The sequence below is a fragment of the Pseudoxanthomonas sp. SORGH_AS_0997 genome (assembly GCF_031453535.1).
GTDB classification, from domain to species: domain Bacteria; phylum Pseudomonadota; class Gammaproteobacteria; order Xanthomonadales; family Xanthomonadaceae; genus Pseudoxanthomonas_A; species Pseudoxanthomonas_A winnipegensis.
Genome location: NZ_JAVIZI010000001.1, coordinates 2,579,746 through 2,596,165, shown reverse-complemented (window position 1 = coordinate 2,596,165; position 16,420 = coordinate 2,579,746). Strand labels below are relative to the sequence as shown.

15 protein-coding genes are annotated in these 16,420 nt (G+C 69.9%); 2 read left to right on the top strand and 13 right to left on the bottom strand.

Annotation, left to right across the window (positions count from 1 at the left end; all coding sequences use genetic code 11):
* Window positions 1-91: 91 nt before the first annotated feature.
* From QE438_RS11355 to prmA, 10 genes are all read right to left on the bottom strand, one after another.
* The gene (locus QE438_RS11355) at window positions 92-508 is read right to left on the bottom strand and encodes a DUF2752 domain-containing protein (RefSeq protein WP_306995567.1); all 417 of its coding nucleotides are present in this window, start codon (window positions 506-508) and stop codon (window positions 92-94) included.
* Entirely contained in the window at window positions 505-885 is a 381-nt protein-coding gene (locus tag QE438_RS11350; RefSeq protein WP_306996343.1) for a CD225/dispanin family protein, read from the bottom strand. Before QE438_RS11350 ends, QE438_RS11355 begins: the two co-directional genes overlap by 4 nt.
* 103 nt (window positions 886-988) lie before the next feature.
* Window positions 989-2,878 (bottom strand): MFS transporter, encoded by a 1,890-nt coding sequence (locus QE438_RS11345; RefSeq protein WP_306995570.1) that lies wholly within the window; start codon window positions 2,876-2,878, stop codon window positions 989-991.
* Between the two features lie 431 nt (window positions 2,879-3,309).
* Window positions 3,310-5,538, bottom strand: a complete 2,229-nt coding sequence (yccS, locus tag QE438_RS11340) for a YccS family putative transporter (RefSeq protein WP_306995572.1) — start codon at window positions 5,536-5,538, stop codon at window positions 3,310-3,312.
* 303 nt (window positions 5,539-5,841) lie between these two features.
* Complete coding sequence (gene purD / locus QE438_RS11335) at window positions 5,842-7,128, bottom strand: phosphoribosylamine--glycine ligase (protein ID WP_306995574.1); 1,287 nt, start codon at window positions 7,126-7,128, stop codon at window positions 5,842-5,844.
* A gap of 117 nt (window positions 7,129-7,245) precedes the next feature.
* Window positions 7,246-8,868: a bifunctional phosphoribosylaminoimidazolecarboxamide formyltransferase/IMP cyclohydrolase gene (gene purH / locus QE438_RS11330; RefSeq protein WP_306995576.1), complete on the bottom strand. Its 1,623-nt coding sequence runs from the start codon at window positions 8,866-8,868 to the stop codon at window positions 7,246-7,248.
* Window positions 8,869-8,999: 131 nt separating this feature from the next.
* On the bottom strand, window positions 9,000-9,389 hold the full coding sequence (locus tag QE438_RS11325; RefSeq protein ID WP_306995578.1) for a VOC family protein: 390 nt from the start codon (window positions 9,387-9,389) through the stop codon (window positions 9,000-9,002).
* A 353-nt stretch (window positions 9,390-9,742) separates the two neighbouring features.
* Window positions 9,743-10,012: a DNA-binding transcriptional regulator Fis gene (gene fis, locus QE438_RS11320; RefSeq protein WP_130516561.1), complete on the bottom strand. Its 270-nt coding sequence runs from the start codon at window positions 10,010-10,012 to the stop codon at window positions 9,743-9,745.
* A 133-nt stretch (window positions 10,013-10,145) separates the two neighbouring features.
* Complete coding sequence (locus tag QE438_RS11315; protein ID WP_306995580.1) at window positions 10,146-11,021, bottom strand: DUF3426 domain-containing protein; 876 nt, start codon at window positions 11,019-11,021, stop codon at window positions 10,146-10,148.
* Window positions 11,022-11,039: 18 nt separating this feature from the next.
* Entirely contained in the window at window positions 11,040-11,975 is a 936-nt protein-coding gene (prmA, locus tag QE438_RS11310) for a 50S ribosomal protein L11 methyltransferase (protein WP_306996345.1), read from the bottom strand.
* A gap of 238 nt (window positions 11,976-12,213) precedes the next feature.
* Here prmA and QE438_RS11305 point away from each other — a divergent pair, with 238 nt between their 5' ends.
* Together QE438_RS11305 and QE438_RS11300 are read left to right on the top strand one after the other, a co-directional pair.
* Window positions 12,214-13,143, top strand: coding sequence for a hypothetical protein (locus tag QE438_RS11305; protein WP_306995582.1), 930 nt, complete (start codon window positions 12,214-12,216; stop codon window positions 13,141-13,143).
* On the top strand, window positions 13,140-13,508 hold the full coding sequence (locus QE438_RS11300; protein ID WP_306995584.1) for a hypothetical protein: 369 nt from the start codon (window positions 13,140-13,142) through the stop codon (window positions 13,506-13,508). The genes QE438_RS11305 and QE438_RS11300 overlap by 4 nt, the downstream gene beginning before the upstream one ends.
* A 582-nt stretch (window positions 13,509-14,090) precedes the next feature.
* Here the strand turns inward: QE438_RS11300 and accC are convergent.
* Genes accC through accB form a run of 3 tightly spaced genes read right to left on the bottom strand, consistent with a single transcriptional unit; the run spans window position 14,091 to window position 16,388 of the window.
* Complete coding sequence (gene accC, locus QE438_RS11295) at window positions 14,091-15,458, bottom strand: acetyl-CoA carboxylase biotin carboxylase subunit (RefSeq protein WP_130516567.1); 1,368 nt, start codon at window positions 15,456-15,458, stop codon at window positions 14,091-14,093.
* Entirely contained in the window at window positions 15,448-15,882 is a 435-nt protein-coding gene (locus tag QE438_RS11290) for a four helix bundle protein (RefSeq protein ID WP_130524495.1), read from the bottom strand. The genes accC and QE438_RS11290 overlap by 11 nt, the downstream gene beginning before the upstream one ends.
* A gap of 20 nt (window positions 15,883-15,902) precedes the next feature.
* Complete coding sequence (gene accB, locus QE438_RS11285) at window positions 15,903-16,388, bottom strand: acetyl-CoA carboxylase biotin carboxyl carrier protein (RefSeq protein WP_130516571.1); 486 nt, start codon at window positions 16,386-16,388, stop codon at window positions 15,903-15,905.
* Between the last annotated feature and the right edge of the window lie 32 nt (window positions 16,389-16,420).

Sequence of the window (16,420 nt, the reverse complement as noted above, 5' to 3'; positions counted from 1 at the left end):
GGATTTCCGCGAACGGCGCAGGCATCCGAACGGGGTGAGCGCTTGCTCGCGCTGATCTCAGGCAATGTCAGCGCTCAACCCGTGCCAGCACTCAAGCCGGCGGCGCCAGCAGCGTGAAGGGAAACCACGGCAGATTGCGCAACAGCCAGTAGGCGGGAATCACCACCAGCCACACCCGCGGATCCATCGCCCAGCCCATGAGCGGCTGCAGCACGCGCGGCTGCCAGCCCCACGACCAGAACAGCATCATCGGCAGCAGCGGCAACATCAGCATGCCCAGCGGATTCATGTGCAGGGCGGTGGGCAGATCGCCCTGCAGCAGGGCGTGCAGCGCGCGGGTCATGCCGCAGCCCGGGCACCACAGCCCGGTGAGGCTGTGGAAGACACAACGGGGCAGCAGATTGCCCGGCTGATTGGGATCGACCACCCGCAGCACCAGCGCGCCGGCGGCGACCAATGGAACGGTCGCCGCCAACAGGAGGACGCGCGGGCGCGTCAGTGCGATCACTGGCCGGCCTGCGCCCGGATCTGCTGCATCATCAGCTCGTAGTTGGCCATCGCATGGCCGCTGGCGAAGTTGTAGATCATCAGCACGATGCCGATCGCGGCGAACACCGTGGTCACGATGCACCAGGTCTTGGCCGTCTGCGAGGCGCGCTGGGCGCCGGCGAAGTCGCCCGCGGCCAGCAGGCTGTTGACCTTGGCGGCGAACACGATCGCCACGATGCCGGTGATCAGGCCCGGGATGCCGCAGCACAGGCACAGGCTGAAGACCGTGGCCAGGATCGCCCACACCAGATGATTGGGCACCGGGCCCGGCGCGGCGGCCTGCGGCGGCGGGGTGTAGGGAGGCGGCGTATACGGTGGCGGATCGGACGGCGGCATCGGCGGGCCGGGTGGCGGCGGAATCGTGCTCATCTACTCATCTCCCCAAGGGTTGGTGGCTGGAGTCTAGTCCAGCGTTGCGATCCTGCGAACCCGCAGTGCTTCAGGCCGCATCGCCGCGCAGTGCGCGTACGCGGGCTTCGAGCTGCTCGGCGCTGCTGTCGGCGGGCATCGGTGCGCCGGCGACCACTTCGATATGCGCACGGAAGCGGCGCGGCAGGCGCATGCGGTGCAGGCGCGAGTCGCGATGCGACCACATGCTGGTCCACATGCCGCGCAGCGCCATCGGCACCACCGGCACCGGGCGGCGTTCGAGGATCTTCTCCACGCCGGACTTGAACGCGGCCATCTGCCCGTCCTTGGTCAGCGCGCCCTCTGGGAAGATGCCCACCAGCTGGCCGTCGGCCAGCGCCGCATCGATCTGTTCGAAGGCCTCCTGCATCAGCGCGGGGTTCTCGCGCGCGCCGGCGATCGGGATCGCCTTGGCGTTGCGGAAGATCCAGCGCATCACCGGAATGTTGAAGATCTTGTAGTACATGACGAAGCGCACCGGGCGCGGGATCGCCGCCGAGAGGATCAGCGCGTCCATGTAGCTGACGTGGTTGCACACGATCAGCGCCGGGCCCTCGTCGGGCAGGTGGCGCTCGATGCCGTGCAGGCGCAGCCGGTACAGCGCGCGCACCATCACCCAGCTCAGGAAGCGCATCAGGAACTCGGGCACGATCGAGAAGATCCAGATCGCCACCACGGCGTTGGCGATGGCCAAGGCCAGGAACACCTGCGGGATCGACCAGCCCAGGAAGCGCTGCACCGCCACGCCCAGCACCGCGGCGATGACGATGAACAGCGAGTTCTGGATGTTGACCCCGGCGATCACGCGCGAGAGCTCACTGCGCGGCGTGCGGCTCTGGATCAGCGCGAACAGCGGCACCACGAAGAAGCCGGTGAACAGACCGATGCCGACCAGGTCCATGCAGATGCGCCAGCCGCCGTGCGCCTGCAGGAACTGCATCACGCTCAGCCCGCTCTGCGTGGCCGCGCCCGGGCGGGCGAAGTACAGGTCGAGCATGAAGGCGGTGATGCCGAACGCGCCCAGCGGCACCAGGCCGATCTCCACCACGCGGCCGGAAAGCTTCTCGCACAGCAGCGAGCCGGTGCCGGTGCCGATGGAGAACAGCGCCAGGGCGAAGATGTACAGCGAGGGCGTGCCGCCCAGGTTGACCTCGGCATAGGTCGGCAGCTGCGCGGTCAGCACCGTGCCGATGAACCAGAACCAGGACACGCCCAGGATCGCGTTGCGTACCGCCAGCTGCTTGCGCGCCAGGCGCATGATGGCCAGCGATTCGCCCAGCAGGTTCCAGTTGAGCTTGAGGTCCGGCGCGCCGGCTTCCACCCGCGGCACCCTGCGCGCGACCAGGTTGCCGGCCACCGCGAACACGATCACCGCCGTGGCCGCGGTCACCGGCCCGTGCGTGCCGGCGATCTGGAAGATCAGCCCGCCGAAGATCATGCCCACCAGGATCGACAGCGAGGTGCCCATCTCGACCAGGCCATTGCCGCCGGTGAGCTCCTCGGGCTTGAGCACCGAGGGCAGGATCGAATACTTGACCGGGCCGAACAGCGTGGACTGCATGCCGGTGCAGAACAGCGCCACCAGCAGCACGGGCAGGTTCTGCGTCAGGAAGCCGACCGCGGCCAGCGTCATGATGCAGATCTCCATCGTGGTGGTGATTACGATCAGCCGCTGCTTCTCCAGCTTCTCGGCGATCTGCCCGGCGATGGAGGAGAACAGGAAGTACGGCAGGATGAACAGCGCCGGCGCCAGATTGGTGTACAGCGTGCGCTGCTGGGCATCGATGCCCAGGTAGAACAGCAGGCCGATGATGGCCTGCCGGTACACGTTGTCGTTGAAGGCGCCGAAGCACTGGACGGCGAAGAAAGGCAGGAACCGGCGCTGCTTGAGCAGCGCGAACTGGTTGTGGCCCGAGGACATGCGCGATTCCGTGCGAGAGCTGGGGCGCAGCCTAGGCCATCGTGGTGGGGTTGGGGAAGCGGGGATTGGGGGGGGGCGGGGATTCGGGATTCGGGATTGGGGATTGGGGATTGGGGATTGGGGAGTTGGATGGGCGCGGGGGTAGAGCGCGTGGCGTGAGGTGAGCGCTATTGATCGCTGACGCGCTCTTATGGGCGCAACCGTCTCTTTCGCCCACATCGCGGCCTCCCCGTAGAGCGGAGCTTGCTCCGCCGCCTTTCGGCCGGGTCAATCGGGAAAGCCCCAGCGGAGCAAGCTCCGCTCTACAGGTGGGAGCCGCCATGGCGGCGCGGGGCCTTACCGGGAAAGCCCCATCGCCGCCATGGCGGCTCCCACCAAGCCCTGCCCAGTCCCTTTCGCGAAGCGAAGGGAGGGATGGGGAGCGGTTGCTCTCAGGCGGGCGCCGCGCTGGCGCCGGATGTGCTGGGCTCGGATGCCGGGCCGCGGATCACCTCGTCGGCGGCGGCGCGCAGCTTGGGCAGCAAACGCAGGATCAGGGCCAGCTGGGTGCGCAGCAGGCGCTGCTTGTCCTCGATGTCCTCGGGCATCTGTTCGAGCGTGTCGGCCAGCTCGGCCACGCCGGCGTCCAGGTCGGCCGGCGGCGGCTGGCGCGCGGACAGCGCGCTCGCGGCCTGGCTGAGTGCGTCGTGCAGGCGCTGACCGGCCTGGTCGATGAGCGCGTCGTCGGCGTGCGGCGGCAGCGTGGCGCGGTGCGCGCCCAGCGCGGAGAGATAGCCCAGCAACGTGTTGGACAGCGCCAGGAAGCGGAAGCCCGCATCCAGGTTGCGGCGCAGATAGCCCGGCTCGCGCACCATGTTGGCCAGCGCCGCCGACAGCGCCGCGTCGGCGTTGTGCATGTCGCGCCGGGCGATGCGATAGGCCAGATCGTCGCTGCCGCGGCCGCGGTACTGCGCCAGCACCTCGTCCAGGTAGCGGGTGCAGGCCTGCACCACCGCGGCCATCACCAGGTGCAGGCGCCGGCCCTGCCAGTCGGGCAGGATCAGGAACGAGGCCGCCGCGGCGATCGCGCAGCCGATCACCGTATCCAGCAGGCGCGGCCAGATCAGCAGGAAGCCATCGCCCAGCAGGTTGAAGCACAGCAGCGCCATCACCGTGATCGCCGCGGTGGCGATCATGTAGCGGTCGGTGCGGGTGACGAAGAACACCAGCGCGCCGGCCAGCGCGATCAGCAGCTGCAGCTCGGTGCCGGGGAACAGCTGCATCAGCGCCCAGGTGGCGCCCAAGCCGACCAGCGTGCCGGCGATGCGCTGCACCAGCCGCAGGCGCGTGGCGCCATAGCTGGGCCGGCAGACGAAGGCGGTGGTCAGCAGGATCCAGAAGCCGTGGTCGGGATGGATCGCGCGCATCACCCCGTAGCCCACGGCCAGCGCGATGGCCATGCGCAGCCCGTGGCGGAACAGCAGCGACTTGGGCGTCAGCTGCGCCACCAGGCGCGCGCCCATCTCGCGCAGCGTATGCGGCGAGGCGTCGCGCAGGCGCGTGTCGATGCCTTCGCTGGTGGTGTCGGACAGGGCGGTTTCCGACAGCCGCCGCTCGATGGTCTGCAGGTTGGTGCCCAGCAGTTCCAGCGAGCCGAGCAGGCGGTTCCAGCGCGGGTTGTGCTGGTCGCGCAGGAAGGCCAGCGACTCGCGCAGGTCCGCCGTGGCGATGCGCGTCTGCTCACCGTACTCGAACGGCGTGCGCATGCGGATCGCCACGCCCAGCGCGGCGCAGGCCTTGCCCTGCAGCGCCAGCAGGCGCTGGCAGCGGTACAGCACATCGCTGTGGAAGAAGGCCTCGGTCAGCGCCTCGTAGGGGTAGTGCGAGGAGCTCGCGCGTTCGTGGAAGTCCTGCGCCATGTAGTACAGGCGGAAGTACAGGCCCGACTGCACGCCGGGCCGGCCCGAGCGCCCGAAGCACGCCAGGATCGCGGTCTTGGCGCCGTTGAGCGCCTCGACCACGCGCGCGTTCTGCTGGGCCAGCGCCAGCCGGCGCGCGTTGACGTCGACCTCGCGCACCGGCTCGAACAGATCGGCCTTCAGGCGCAGGAAGCGGCCCAGCTCCCAGAACAGCCGCGCCAGCCGCTCGCGCACCGGGCGGTTGGCGAACAGCACCGTCCACAGGATCGACAGCAGCCCGTACCAGGCCGCGCCGAGCAGCAGCAGCCCGGTGCCCTGCCAGCTGGCGGCGGTGTGCGCCGGCGCGGGGCTGATGCCGTGGTCCATGCCGATCATCGCGTAGATCGACAGGCTGACCGTGCCGGTGGCGATGGAGGCATAGCGCTCGCCCAGCGCGCCGAGCAGGGTCAGGGCGAAGGTCGCCAGCGCCAGGCTGATCACGAACAGCAGCGGATGCGGGAACAGCAGCTTGACCGCGCTGGCGGCCAGCACGAAGCACAGCAGCGACAGCAGCACCGACTTGGTCCGGCCCAGCCAGTTGTCGTCGGTCTCGGCCAGGGCGCTGGCGATGATCCCCAGGAACAGCGGCGGGATCCACAGCAGCCGGTCGTGGTACCAGCACAGGCCCATGGCCACCGACAGCGCGATGAACACCCGCAGCCCGTAGCTGGCTTTCTCGTGGGCCCAGAGGCGGCCGAGGCGGGATTCGAAGGACGAGGACATGCGAAGGGAGCAGGCGCACCGGGACGGACGAGACGCCAGTGTGCCGCAAGCCGATGCAACGCAACGTGGCCGGGGCGCGTGGGCCTAGCGGCATCGCGCGTCCGTTCGAGTCCAGGCACGGACTCAGCGGGTCGGCGCAGGGCACGCCAATGGCCGCAGGGCCGGCAGGCTTGTCGGTCAGGCGATTGATGCGCAGCCGCCAGATCGGCGCATGCCCATCGAGCCGGCGCTGGCGAGCCGCAAAAAGAAACGCGCCCGGCAGGGCGCGTTTCGGTCAACGCGTCGCACTGAAGACGACGGCGCTCAGTCCTGCTCGCGCGCGATCGCGCGCCAGCCGATGTCGCGGCGGTGGAAGGCGTGCTCGAAGCCGATCCTGTCCACGCCGGCATAGGCGTTGGCCTGCGCCTGCGCGACGCGCTCGCCCAGCGCGGCCACGCACAGCACGCGGCCGCCGGCGCTGACCACGCGGCCGTCGGCGTTCAACGCGGTGCCGGCGTGGAAGACCTTGGCGTTGGCCGGCACGGCGTCCAGGCCTTCGATGATCTCGCCGGTGACCGGCGTGTCCGGGTACGGGCGCGCGGCGATCACCACGCCCAGCGAGGGCCGCGGGTCCCACTGCGCCTGGACCTCGTCGAGCCGGCCGTCGATGGCGGCCTCGACCAGCTCCACCAGGTCCGACTGCAGGCGCAGCATCACCGGCTGGGTCTCCGGGTCGCCGAAGCGCACGTTGAACTCGATCACCTTCGGCGCGCCGCTGGCATCGATCATCAGCCCGGCATAGAGGAAGCCGGTGAACGGCACGCCGTCGGCGATCATGCCGGCCACGGTCGGCTTGACCACCTCGCGCATCACGCGCTCGTGCACCTGCGGCGTCACCACCGGCGCGGGCGAGTAGGCGCCCATGCCGCCGGTGTTGGGGCCGGTGTCGCCGTCGCCCACGCGCTTGTGGTCCTGGCTGGTAGCCATCGGCAGCGCGGTGCGCCCGTCGACCATCGAGATGAAGCTGGCCTCCTCGCCGTCGAGGAACTCCTCGATCACCACCCGCGCGCCGGCCTGCCCGAAGGCGTTGCCGCTGAGCATGTCGCGCACGGCGGCCTCGGCCTCCTCCAGCGTCATCGCCACGATCACGCCCTTGCCCGCGGCCAGGCCGTCGGCCTTGATCACGATCGGCGCGCCCTTGTCGCGCACATAGGCCAGCGCCGCGTCCACGTCGGTATGCACCTGGTAGAACGCGGTCGGGATGCCGTGGCGGGCGAGGAAGTCCTTGGCGAAGGCCTTGCTGCCTTCCAGCTGCGCGGCGGCGGCGCTCGGCCCGAAGATTCGAAGGCCCGCGGCGCGAAACGTATCGACCACGCCGAGCACCAGCGGCACTTCCGGCCCGACCACGGTCAGCGCCACGCCCTCGTCCTGGGCGAGCTTGAGCAACCCTTCGATGTCGGTGACCTTGACCGGCACGTTGCGGCAGCCGCGCTCGGTCGCGGTGCCGGCATTGCCCGGCGCGACCAGCACCTCACTGACGCGGGCGGACTGGGCCAGCTTCCAGGCCAGGGCGTGTTCGCGGCCGCCGGAGCCGATGACGAGGATTTTCATTGGGGGTGGGATTGGGGATTCGGGATTGGGGATTCGTTAGAAGCAGAAGCGGGATGCTGGGCCGGGTGGGGCGTCGCTGTTGCGAATCCCCAATCCCGAATCCCCAATCCCGGCTTCTCAGTGCCGGAAATGGCGCACGCCGGTGAACACCATCGCGATGCCGTGCTCGTCGGCCGCGGCGATGACCTCGCCGTCGCGCATCGAGCCGCCGGGCTGGATCACCGCCTTGATGCCGGCCTGCGCGGCGGCGTCGATGCCGTCGCGGAACGGGAAGAACGCATCGCTGGCCATCACCGATCCTTCCACCACCAGGCCGGCGTCCTGCGCCTTGATGCCGGCGATGCGCGCCGAATACACCCGGCTCATCTGCCCGGCGCCGACGCCGATCGTGCGGTGGTCCTTGGCGTAAACGATGGCGTTGGACTTGACGAACTTGGCCACCTTCCACGCGAACAGCAGGTCCTCGAACTGCGCCTCGGTCGGCGCCAGCTGGGTCACCACCTTCAGCTCGTCGCGGGTCACCACGCGGTCGTCGGCGGTCTGCATCAACATGCCAGAGCCGATGCGCTTGGTGTCGATGAAGTGCGGCGAGGGCGGCGCCAGCGGAATGCGCAGCACGCGCACGTTGGCCTTCTTGGTGGCGTAGTCCAGCGCGCCCTGCTCGTAGTCCGGCGCGATCAGCACCTCGACGAACTGGCGGTCCAGGATCACCTTGGCCGTGGCCGCGTCCAGCGTGCGGTTGAAGGCGATGATGCCGCCGAAGGCGCTGGTCGGGTCGGTGGCGTAGGCCAGCTCGTAGGCATCGCCGGTGCCTGCGCCCACGGCCACGCCGCAGGGGTTGGCGTGCTTGACGATCACGCAGGCCGGCGCGTCGAACTGGCGCACGCATTCCCAGGCCGCGTCGCTGTCGGCGATGTTGTTGTAGCTCAGCTCCTTGCCCTGCAGCTGGGCGAAGGTGGCCAGCGAGCCGGGCGCCGGATACAGGTCGCGATAGAACGCGGCCCGCTGGTGCGGGTTCTCGCCGTAGCGCAGGTCCATCACCTTGACGAAGTTGCCGTTGGCCTGCGCGGAGAACAGCGAACGCTCCGGCGCGGCCTCCATGGCCTGTCCGCGTGCGGCGGTGCCGGCCTCCGCGGAAGGGCCCACGCACGAGGACAGGTAGTTGCTGATCGCCGCGTCGTATTGCGCCACGCGGTTGAACGCGGCCACCGACAGCGCGAAGCGCTTGGCCGCCGAGAGCTGGCCGTCGTGGGCCTCCAGCTCGGCCAGCAGTTCGGCGTACTGGTCCGGCGAGGTCGCCACGGCCACGCGTGCGAAGTTCTTGGCCGCGCTGCGCAGCATCGCCGGGCCGCCGATGTCGATGTTCTCCACCGCGTCGGCCAGCGTGCAGTCGGCCTTGGCGGTGACGGCCTCGAACGGATAGAGGTTGAGCACCAGCAGATCGATCGGGGCGATGCCGTGCTGCGCCATCACCGCATCGTCGAGGCCGGCGCGGCCCAGCAGGCCGCCATGCACCAGCGGATGCAGCGTCTTGACCCGGCCGTCCATCATCTCGGGGAAGCCGGTGACCTCGGACACGTCCTTGACCGGCAGGCCGGCGTCGCGGATCGCCTTGGCGGTGCCGCCGGTGGACAGCAGTTCGATGCCGCGCGCGGCCAGCGCACGGGCCAGCTCGAGCAGGCCGGTCTTGTCGGAAACGGACAGCAGGGCCCGGCGCACGGGCAGCAGATCGGAAGACATGGTCAGGAGTGGGAAGCGACGCGGGGGCGATATTGTAGAGCCCCGCGGCCCGTGGCTGCCGCCGGGCTGTCCCGGCTCGCGCCGCTGCCAGGCAGTGGCTTCGCGGTCCATGCCCCGCAGCGCGCGGGTGATCAGGCGGGTGCCGAGTGGCAGACCGCTTCGATGCTGTGGCCGTCCGGGTCGCGCACGAAGGCGCCGTAGTAGTGGGGGTGGTAGTGCGGCCGCACGCCCGGGACCCCGTTGTCGGTGCCGCCCGCCGCCAGGGCCGCGGCATGGAAGGCATCGACCGCCGCGCGGTCGGCGGCCCGGAACGCGATGTGGATCGCCGGCCGGTTGGGGCCGCCGCTGCTGATCCAGAAGTCGGTCTTGGGCGGCTCCCCGAAGCCGGCCATGTCGTGGCTGCCCGTCAGTTCCGCGCTCACTTCCATGAGCAGACGGTAGCCCAGGGGCGCGAGCGCCTGGGTGTAGAAGGCCTTGCTTCTCTCGTAGTCGCTGACGGCGATGCTGGTGTGGTCGATCATGTCGGATGCCTCTGCCTATCCCATCGGGTTCGGGAAACTGCCTCGGCGAGAGTTTATGCCGCCGGCCTGTCGTGGCAGGCGCTCCTGCTATGGCGATGGCGCGTTGCTGGCCACCGCTGGCTCCGCCGTATGCGCGGTGCCTGTTCGCAAGAGATGCAGGTCAGCGATCCGCTCGACCGTTCGCTTTCTGGCCGGCTTCGCAGTGCTGGTGTGACGTGTTTGTTGCTTGTTGCGCCATGCGCAGCGTGGATCGCTTGGTGCGCCAGGCGCGCGTCCGGATGCGCGCGATGTGGATCGTCAGCGAAAGCGTGCGCGTGCTGCGCCGTGCCGGATGTCGATGGGCCACCGACCGCTCAGGTCAGCCCGTAGTCCTTGAGCTTCTTGCGCAGCGTGGCGCGATGGATGCCCAGCAGGGCCGCGGCGCGGCTCTGGTTGCCTTCGCAATGGTTGAGCACTTCGACAAACAGCGGGATTTCCATCTCGCGCAGCACGATCTCGTAGACGTCGTCGGCCTCGCAGCCGTTGAGGTCGCGCAGGTAGCGGCGCACCGACTGGGCAACGTGTTCGCGCAACGGCGACTTTGGCGTGCCACGACTGGAGTCCTGGCGGGTCGTGGCGTTCAAGGCATCCCCGGATGTTTGTCGCATCGAAATGAACCCGGCCGGCGTTCGACACGCGAGGCGGAGCGCGGCGGGGGAGCGAGTCTAGCGCGTGGCCGCGGCGGGCGCACGCGCGCTGCGTCGCTTCTTCGCGTGTTCAGCGAAATTCGAAGGCGAAGGCGACCGCGCCGCCGTCCGGTTCACGCACCGGTACGGTCATCTGGCCGCTCTGGCCCGGGGCCAGCGTTGTCCCGCGCAGGCCAGGCTCGAGGTAATCGCTGGGCAGCAGCGCGCGCGCGCCGGTCACCCGACCGTCGGCATCGGACAGCGACAGGACGATCGCCGGCCACGGCTGCGGCCACGGCGCATCGTTGCGGAAGGTGGCGCGCACACGCAGCATGCCGGCGGCATCGGCCATCGGCTGCACGTCGCGGGTCAGCATGGTGTAGTCGCGCGGCTGCTGCCACGCCGGCAGCGTGCAGCGCAGCGCGCCGCACAGCCGCTCCAGGGTCGGGCGCCAGGCCGCGTCCTGGGCCAGGCGCGCGCGATCGGCCACCAGCAGCTGCAGCGCCAGCAGCGCGCCCAGCGCGGCCAGCAGCGTCCACTGCCAGCCCGGCACCGGAGGCCGCGCCACCGGCGCCGCAGTGCGCAGGAAGCTGGGAGCGGCCTGCGGCGTGTCGGCGGTCGGCGCTTCGGTCGTGGTGGAATCGCGGGAGTCGGGATCGATCATCGAAGGGTCTTGCACGACAGCGGCCTGCGCGGCCGCCGGAGGTTCTGTGGGAAGGTGTTCGGGAACGGCGCGCGGCGCTTCGGCAGCGGGCACGGCTGGTGCGGCGGGCGGGTCGGAAGACGGCGCGGGCCGGGTGAAGTGGCCCACCTCGCCCTGCGGCGGCGCGCGCAGCAGGCTGGCGATGCTGGCCGCGCGCGCGGGCGCCTCGCCCAGCGCCTGGCCGCAGCGCGGGCAGTGCGCCGGCCACGCGCCGCTGCCCGGCTCGGTCGGCAGCGGCAGATGGCAGTGCGGGCAGGCGCTCATCGCCTTATTCAAGCATGTTCAGGCCGGCGCGGCCTCGGTGCGGCGCGCGCCGTCGATGCGCATCCAGTCCTCCATCCGGGTGGCGCGCAGCTCGGTGAACCACGGCGCGTAGCGCTGCAGCAGTTCCTCCTCCTGGCCGTGCAGGATGCCGCTCATGGCAAGGCGTCCGCCCGGTGCCACGCGCGCGGCCAGCGTATCGGCCAGCGCATCCAGCGCCGAGGCCAGGATGTTGGCCACCACCACCGGATAGGTGCGCACCGGCTCGTCGGCCGGCAGGAACACCTGCAGCCGCGCCTGCACCGCGTTGCGCTCGGCGTTGTCGTGGGTGGCGATCAGCGCCTGCGGGTCGTTGTCCACGCCCACCGCGCCTTCGGCGCCCAGCTTCAGCGCGGCCAGCGCCAGGATCCCCGAGCCGCAGCCGAAGTCGAGCACGGTCTGGCCCTGCAGCCGCCCTTCGCCGGCCAGCGTGTCCAGCCACTGCAGGCACAGCGCGGTGGTCGGGTGCGTGCCCGAGCCGAAGGCCAGCCCCGGATCCAGCCGGACCACGGCCGCGTCGGCGGCCTGGGCGGCCTCGGGCAGATCATGGTTCCACGGCACGATCCAGGTGCGCGCGCCGAAGGCCATCGGCTGGAACTGGTCCAGCCACGCGCGTTCCCAGTCCTGGTCGGCGACGATGCGGAAGCTCGCCTGAGTCCAGTCCAGCCCCGGATCGAAGGCCTCCAGCGCCGCCAGCAGGGCCAGTGCGTCGGTCTCCTCGGGGAACAGCGCGGTCAGCACCAGCGCCTCCCACAGCGGCGTCTGGCCCACGCCCGGTTCCAGGATCGCGCGCTCGTTGCTGGTCTCGGCGTCGGCATCGACCAGGGTCACGGCGAGCGCGCCCAGGTCCTCCAGCGCGGTCTCGTAGCGGGGCTGGCGGGCCTCGCTGCAGGGGACGGAGAGTTCGAGAAACGGCATGGGCGTGGCCAGGCGGGCAAGGGGGCCGGGCATGCTAGACCATTGCCCTCGGACAGGCCCAGAACAGGGACGCAGGTCCGCTCTGCCGCGCCTGGGCGAGGACCCGGCGCCGGGCATGGGCTAGACTGCCGGCCGCCGTGACCCGCCGCGCCCTGCGCCGGTGGCGGTCACGCCTCTTTCCTGGCTTCCCGCGCGTGTCGTCTCGACGATGAGGCATCTGGTGTTTCGCAGCACTGCAATGCGTTGCGCTGCCGGGCTGGCCCTGGCGGCGGCGCTGGCATGGGCGATGACCGCCACGCGCGGTGCGCGGCATGCGGCGCTGGAGGCCGATGCCGGTACGCAGGCGCCGCTGCACAGCCTGCCGGTCGTGGCGCTGTCGACGCTGGAGCAGGCCCGGCGCGGGACGTCGATTCCGCTGCACGGCCTGCCGGCCGATCTGTCCGCCGCGTTCGAACAGGTCCCGGACCTGCACGACTACCGCCAGCGTCTGCAGGTCGCGGCCGACGCCGGCGACGTGCAGGCGCGCTGGGTCGCCAGCCAGGTCGACGAGTACTGCGCCGGCTATGCGCAGGATCCGCAGGCCTTCGACGCCGATACCCGCGCCATCGCCGGCCTGGCCGGTCAGGCCGGCGCGGCGATGGCGCAGGCGCGCGCGCGGATGGGTTCGCGCTGCAGCGGCTATTCGCCGGCCGATGGCGTCAGCCGCGATCGCATCGTCGCGGCGCGCCGGCAGGCCGCGCGCGGCGGGCAGCTGGCGGCCGAGGCCTCGCTGCTGGCCTTGGGCCAGCCGCTGGAGCCTTCGGCGGCGTACAAGCGCGCGCTGGTCCAGCGTGTGCTGGATGCGGGCGATCCGCAGGCCTATCTGGCACTGTCCGGTGCGCTGGGCGCGGCGGCCAGCGGCGATGACACCTATCAGGACATGGTGGCCGGCACGTCCTTCGCCGAGCTGGCCTGGCAGCTGGCCGCCTGCAAGCTGGGGCTGGCGTGCGGGCCGCGCAGCGCGCTGATGACGCGCTATTGCGCCAACGGCGGCATCTGCTCGCGCGATGCCAATCAGGATTTCCCGGCGTTCGTGATGGACGCGGCCGTGCCGCGCCAGGGCGCCGACACGATCGACACGATGGTCAATCGTCTGGTGCAGTCGACCAGGCAAGGAGAAGCAAGATGAAGCAGCGGCGTTTTCTGAAAGGCGTGCGCACCTGGGGTTGGGCCGTGCTGTTCGTGGCCTATACCGTCGGTGCGGTCGGGATCGTGATCCTCGACACGGCCGAGGAGCGCTACCGCGGCCTGTCCAAGATCCAGCTGACGTCGGTGACCTCCGAACGCGATACGCGCCGCGCCGGTGCGGCCGAGATCGCCGCGCTCTACCGGGCGCAGAGCGGGATGCCGTTCTCTTCGCTGCAGCCGGGTTCGACCTTCCAGATCGTCTGGCCGGACGGGTCGACCGAGACAGTGATGGTGGTCAGTCCCAGCTCGGCGCTCGGCACCGAGCCGCTGCCGGGGACCGCGCAGCCGGCGCCGGTCAAGCACTGAAGGTCTTTGGCGCCGCACCTTCTGCGGGAGTGGCGGGAAATGAAAAGGCCGGCGCAATGCCGGCCTTTTTTGTGGATCTTCTCCCAAGCGATGGATCTGGGCGTTGGGGGGGCTGGCTTCGGAAGGGCAGCGGTCCGGCGGGCGGGGGCCGCTGATCCCTCAATCAGGGCATCCTGCCCTGATTCGGGCGCTCGGCTCCTGCCTCGCTAGGCGCGGCCCCCGCCCGCCGGCCCGCTGCTGCACGCGTTGGTTCATAGGGCTTCGGTTTGCGGGGGCGCTCGAACCCTTCCTCGCGCACAGCGCGATCAGTGACGGGAAGATATCGACTTGAGGCCCCCTCCCTTGCGCGCAGCGCAGGGGAGGGATGGGGAGGGTTGGGGCTTTACCGGGCAAGCCACCGAAGCAAGAGCAAAAGCACCCCACCCCGGCCCTCCCCTTCGCCTGCGGCGAAAGGGAGGGGGCAGAGCGCTTGTCTAATGGCGTCCGGCTGAAAAAAGCCCTGCTCCATCCGTCGATGGCTGGTTGGCGAAGTCCGCTCTGCCGGACCGCAGCGAAGGACTTATTTGGCGACGCGCTGACCGATCAGGTCAGCGAGATCGCCTTGGTCTTGCGCTCGGCCAGGCGCTTTTCCAGGTAGTGGATGTTCTGGCCGCCGGCCTGGAAGCCCTTGTCGCGCATGATCCGCTGCTGCAGCGGGATGTTGGTGCGGATGCCTTCGACCACCGTCTCGCTCAGCGCCACGCGCATGCGCGCGATGGCCGTCTCGCGGTCGGGGCCGTGCACGATCAGCTTGCCGATCATCGAGTCGTAGTTCGGCGGCACGCGATAGCCCTCGTAGATGTGCGTGTCCACGCGCACGCCTGGGCCGCCCGGCGGATGGAAGTGCTGGATCAGGCCCGGATGCGGCATGAAGGTCTCCGGGTCCTCGGCGTTGATGCGGCACTCGATGGCGTGGCCGTTCAACACGATGTCGCTCTGCTTGATCGACAGCTTCTGGCCGGCGGCGATCTTGAGCTGCTCGCACACCAGGTCGATGCCGGTGACCATCTCGGTGACCGGATGCTCGACCTGGATGCGGGTGTTCATCTCGATGAAGTAGAAGCGCCCGTCCTCGAACAGGAACTCGAACGTGCCCGCGCCGCGATAGCCGATGCGGATGCACGCATCCACGCAGACCTTGCCGATCTCATCGCGCAGCGCCGGGGTGATGCCCGGCGCCGGGGCTTCCTCGACCACCTTCTGGTGGCGGCGCTGCATCGAGCAGTCGCGCTCGCCCAAGTGGATGGCGTTGCCCTGGCCGTCGGCCAGCACCTGGATCTCCACGTGGCGCGGATTCTCCAGGTACTTCTCCATGTAGACCTCGCCGTTGCCGAAGGCCGCCTTGGCCTCGGCCTTGGTGGTCTCGATGGAGGACTTCAGCGCGCCCTCGGCGTGCACCACGCGCATGCCGCGCCCGCCGCCACCGCCGGCCGCCTTGATGATCACCGGATAGCCGATCTCGCGGGCGATCTTGGTGTTGGTCACGATGTCATCGCCGAGCGGGCCGCCCGAGCCGGGCACGCAGGGCACGCCGGCGGACTTCATCGCGCGGATGGCCTCGACCTTGTCGCCCATCAGGCGGATGGTGTCGGCCTTGGGGCCGATGAAGATGAAGCCGGACTCCTCCACGCGCTCGGCGAAGTCGGCGTTCTCCGACAGGAAGCCGTAGCCGGGATGGATGGCCTGGGCGTCGGTGACCTCGGCCGCGGCGATCAGGCGCGGGATGTTGAGGTAGCTCTCGGCCGAGGGCGCCGGGCCGATGCACACCGACTCGTCGGCCATGGCCACATGCTTGAGGTTGCGATCGACGGTGGAGTGGACCGCGACCGTGCGGATGCCCAGGGTTTGGCACGCGCGCAGGATGCGCAGCGCGATCTCGCCACGGTTGGCGATGACGACTTTATCGAGCATGGGATTCGGGATTCGGGATTGGGGATTCGTAAGCCGCGACGTCCTCGCGCGTTGCGCGCGCGGTGTCCAGCGAACGGATCAGGGCATTGAGTCGGGAAAAGACGCGGTCGAGCAGCGCGGCCAGTGACGCGTCCGCATCGCAGAAGCCGAGTCGCGCGGCGAGTTGGGCTTGGGTATCCAGTTCCGAGAGCGAACCGCGGGCCATCGACAGGAAGCGCAGGTATTCGGCCGTGGAGCGGCGCGCCGCGCCTTCGGCGATGTTGGAAGGAACGCTGACGGCGGCTCTGCGCATTTGCGAGGTGAGTCCGTAACGCTCGGCGTCGGGAAAGTGCTCCGTGATCCGGTAGATCGATTCGACCAACGTCATCGCGTCGCGCCAGACGTCCAGGCGCTCGTGCGGTCGCGGCTGCGAATCCCGAATCACGAATCCCCAATCCCTGTCTTTTAGCCAATCACAAACAGCGGCTGATCGAACTCCACCGGCTGGCCGCTCTCGCACATGACCGCGACGATGGTGCCGGACTGGTCGGCCTCGATCGGGTTGAACATCTTCATCGCCTCGATGATGGCCAGCGTCTCGCCGGCCTTGACCTGCTGGCCGACGGTGACGAAGGCCGGCTTGTCCGGGGCCGGGGAGGTGTAGAAGGTGCCGACCATCGGCGAGCGCAGCACGTGGCCCTCGGGCAGGCCGCTGGCGGGCTTGGCCGCACCGCCGGTGGAGGCCTCGGTGGGCGAGCTCATCGGCATGGCCTTGGCCTCGGCCGGCGCGGGCGCGGCGGCATAGCTCACCGGCGCGGCGGCGGGTGCGGCGTAGCCGCCCTTGGGCACGCGGGCCAGTCGGACGGACTCCTCGCCTTCCTTGATCTCGATTTCGGCGAGATTGGATTCTTCCAGCAGGTCGATGAGTTTCTTGATCTTGCGCAGGTCCATGAAAGGCCTCGGTGGTTGAACGCGATAAGGAG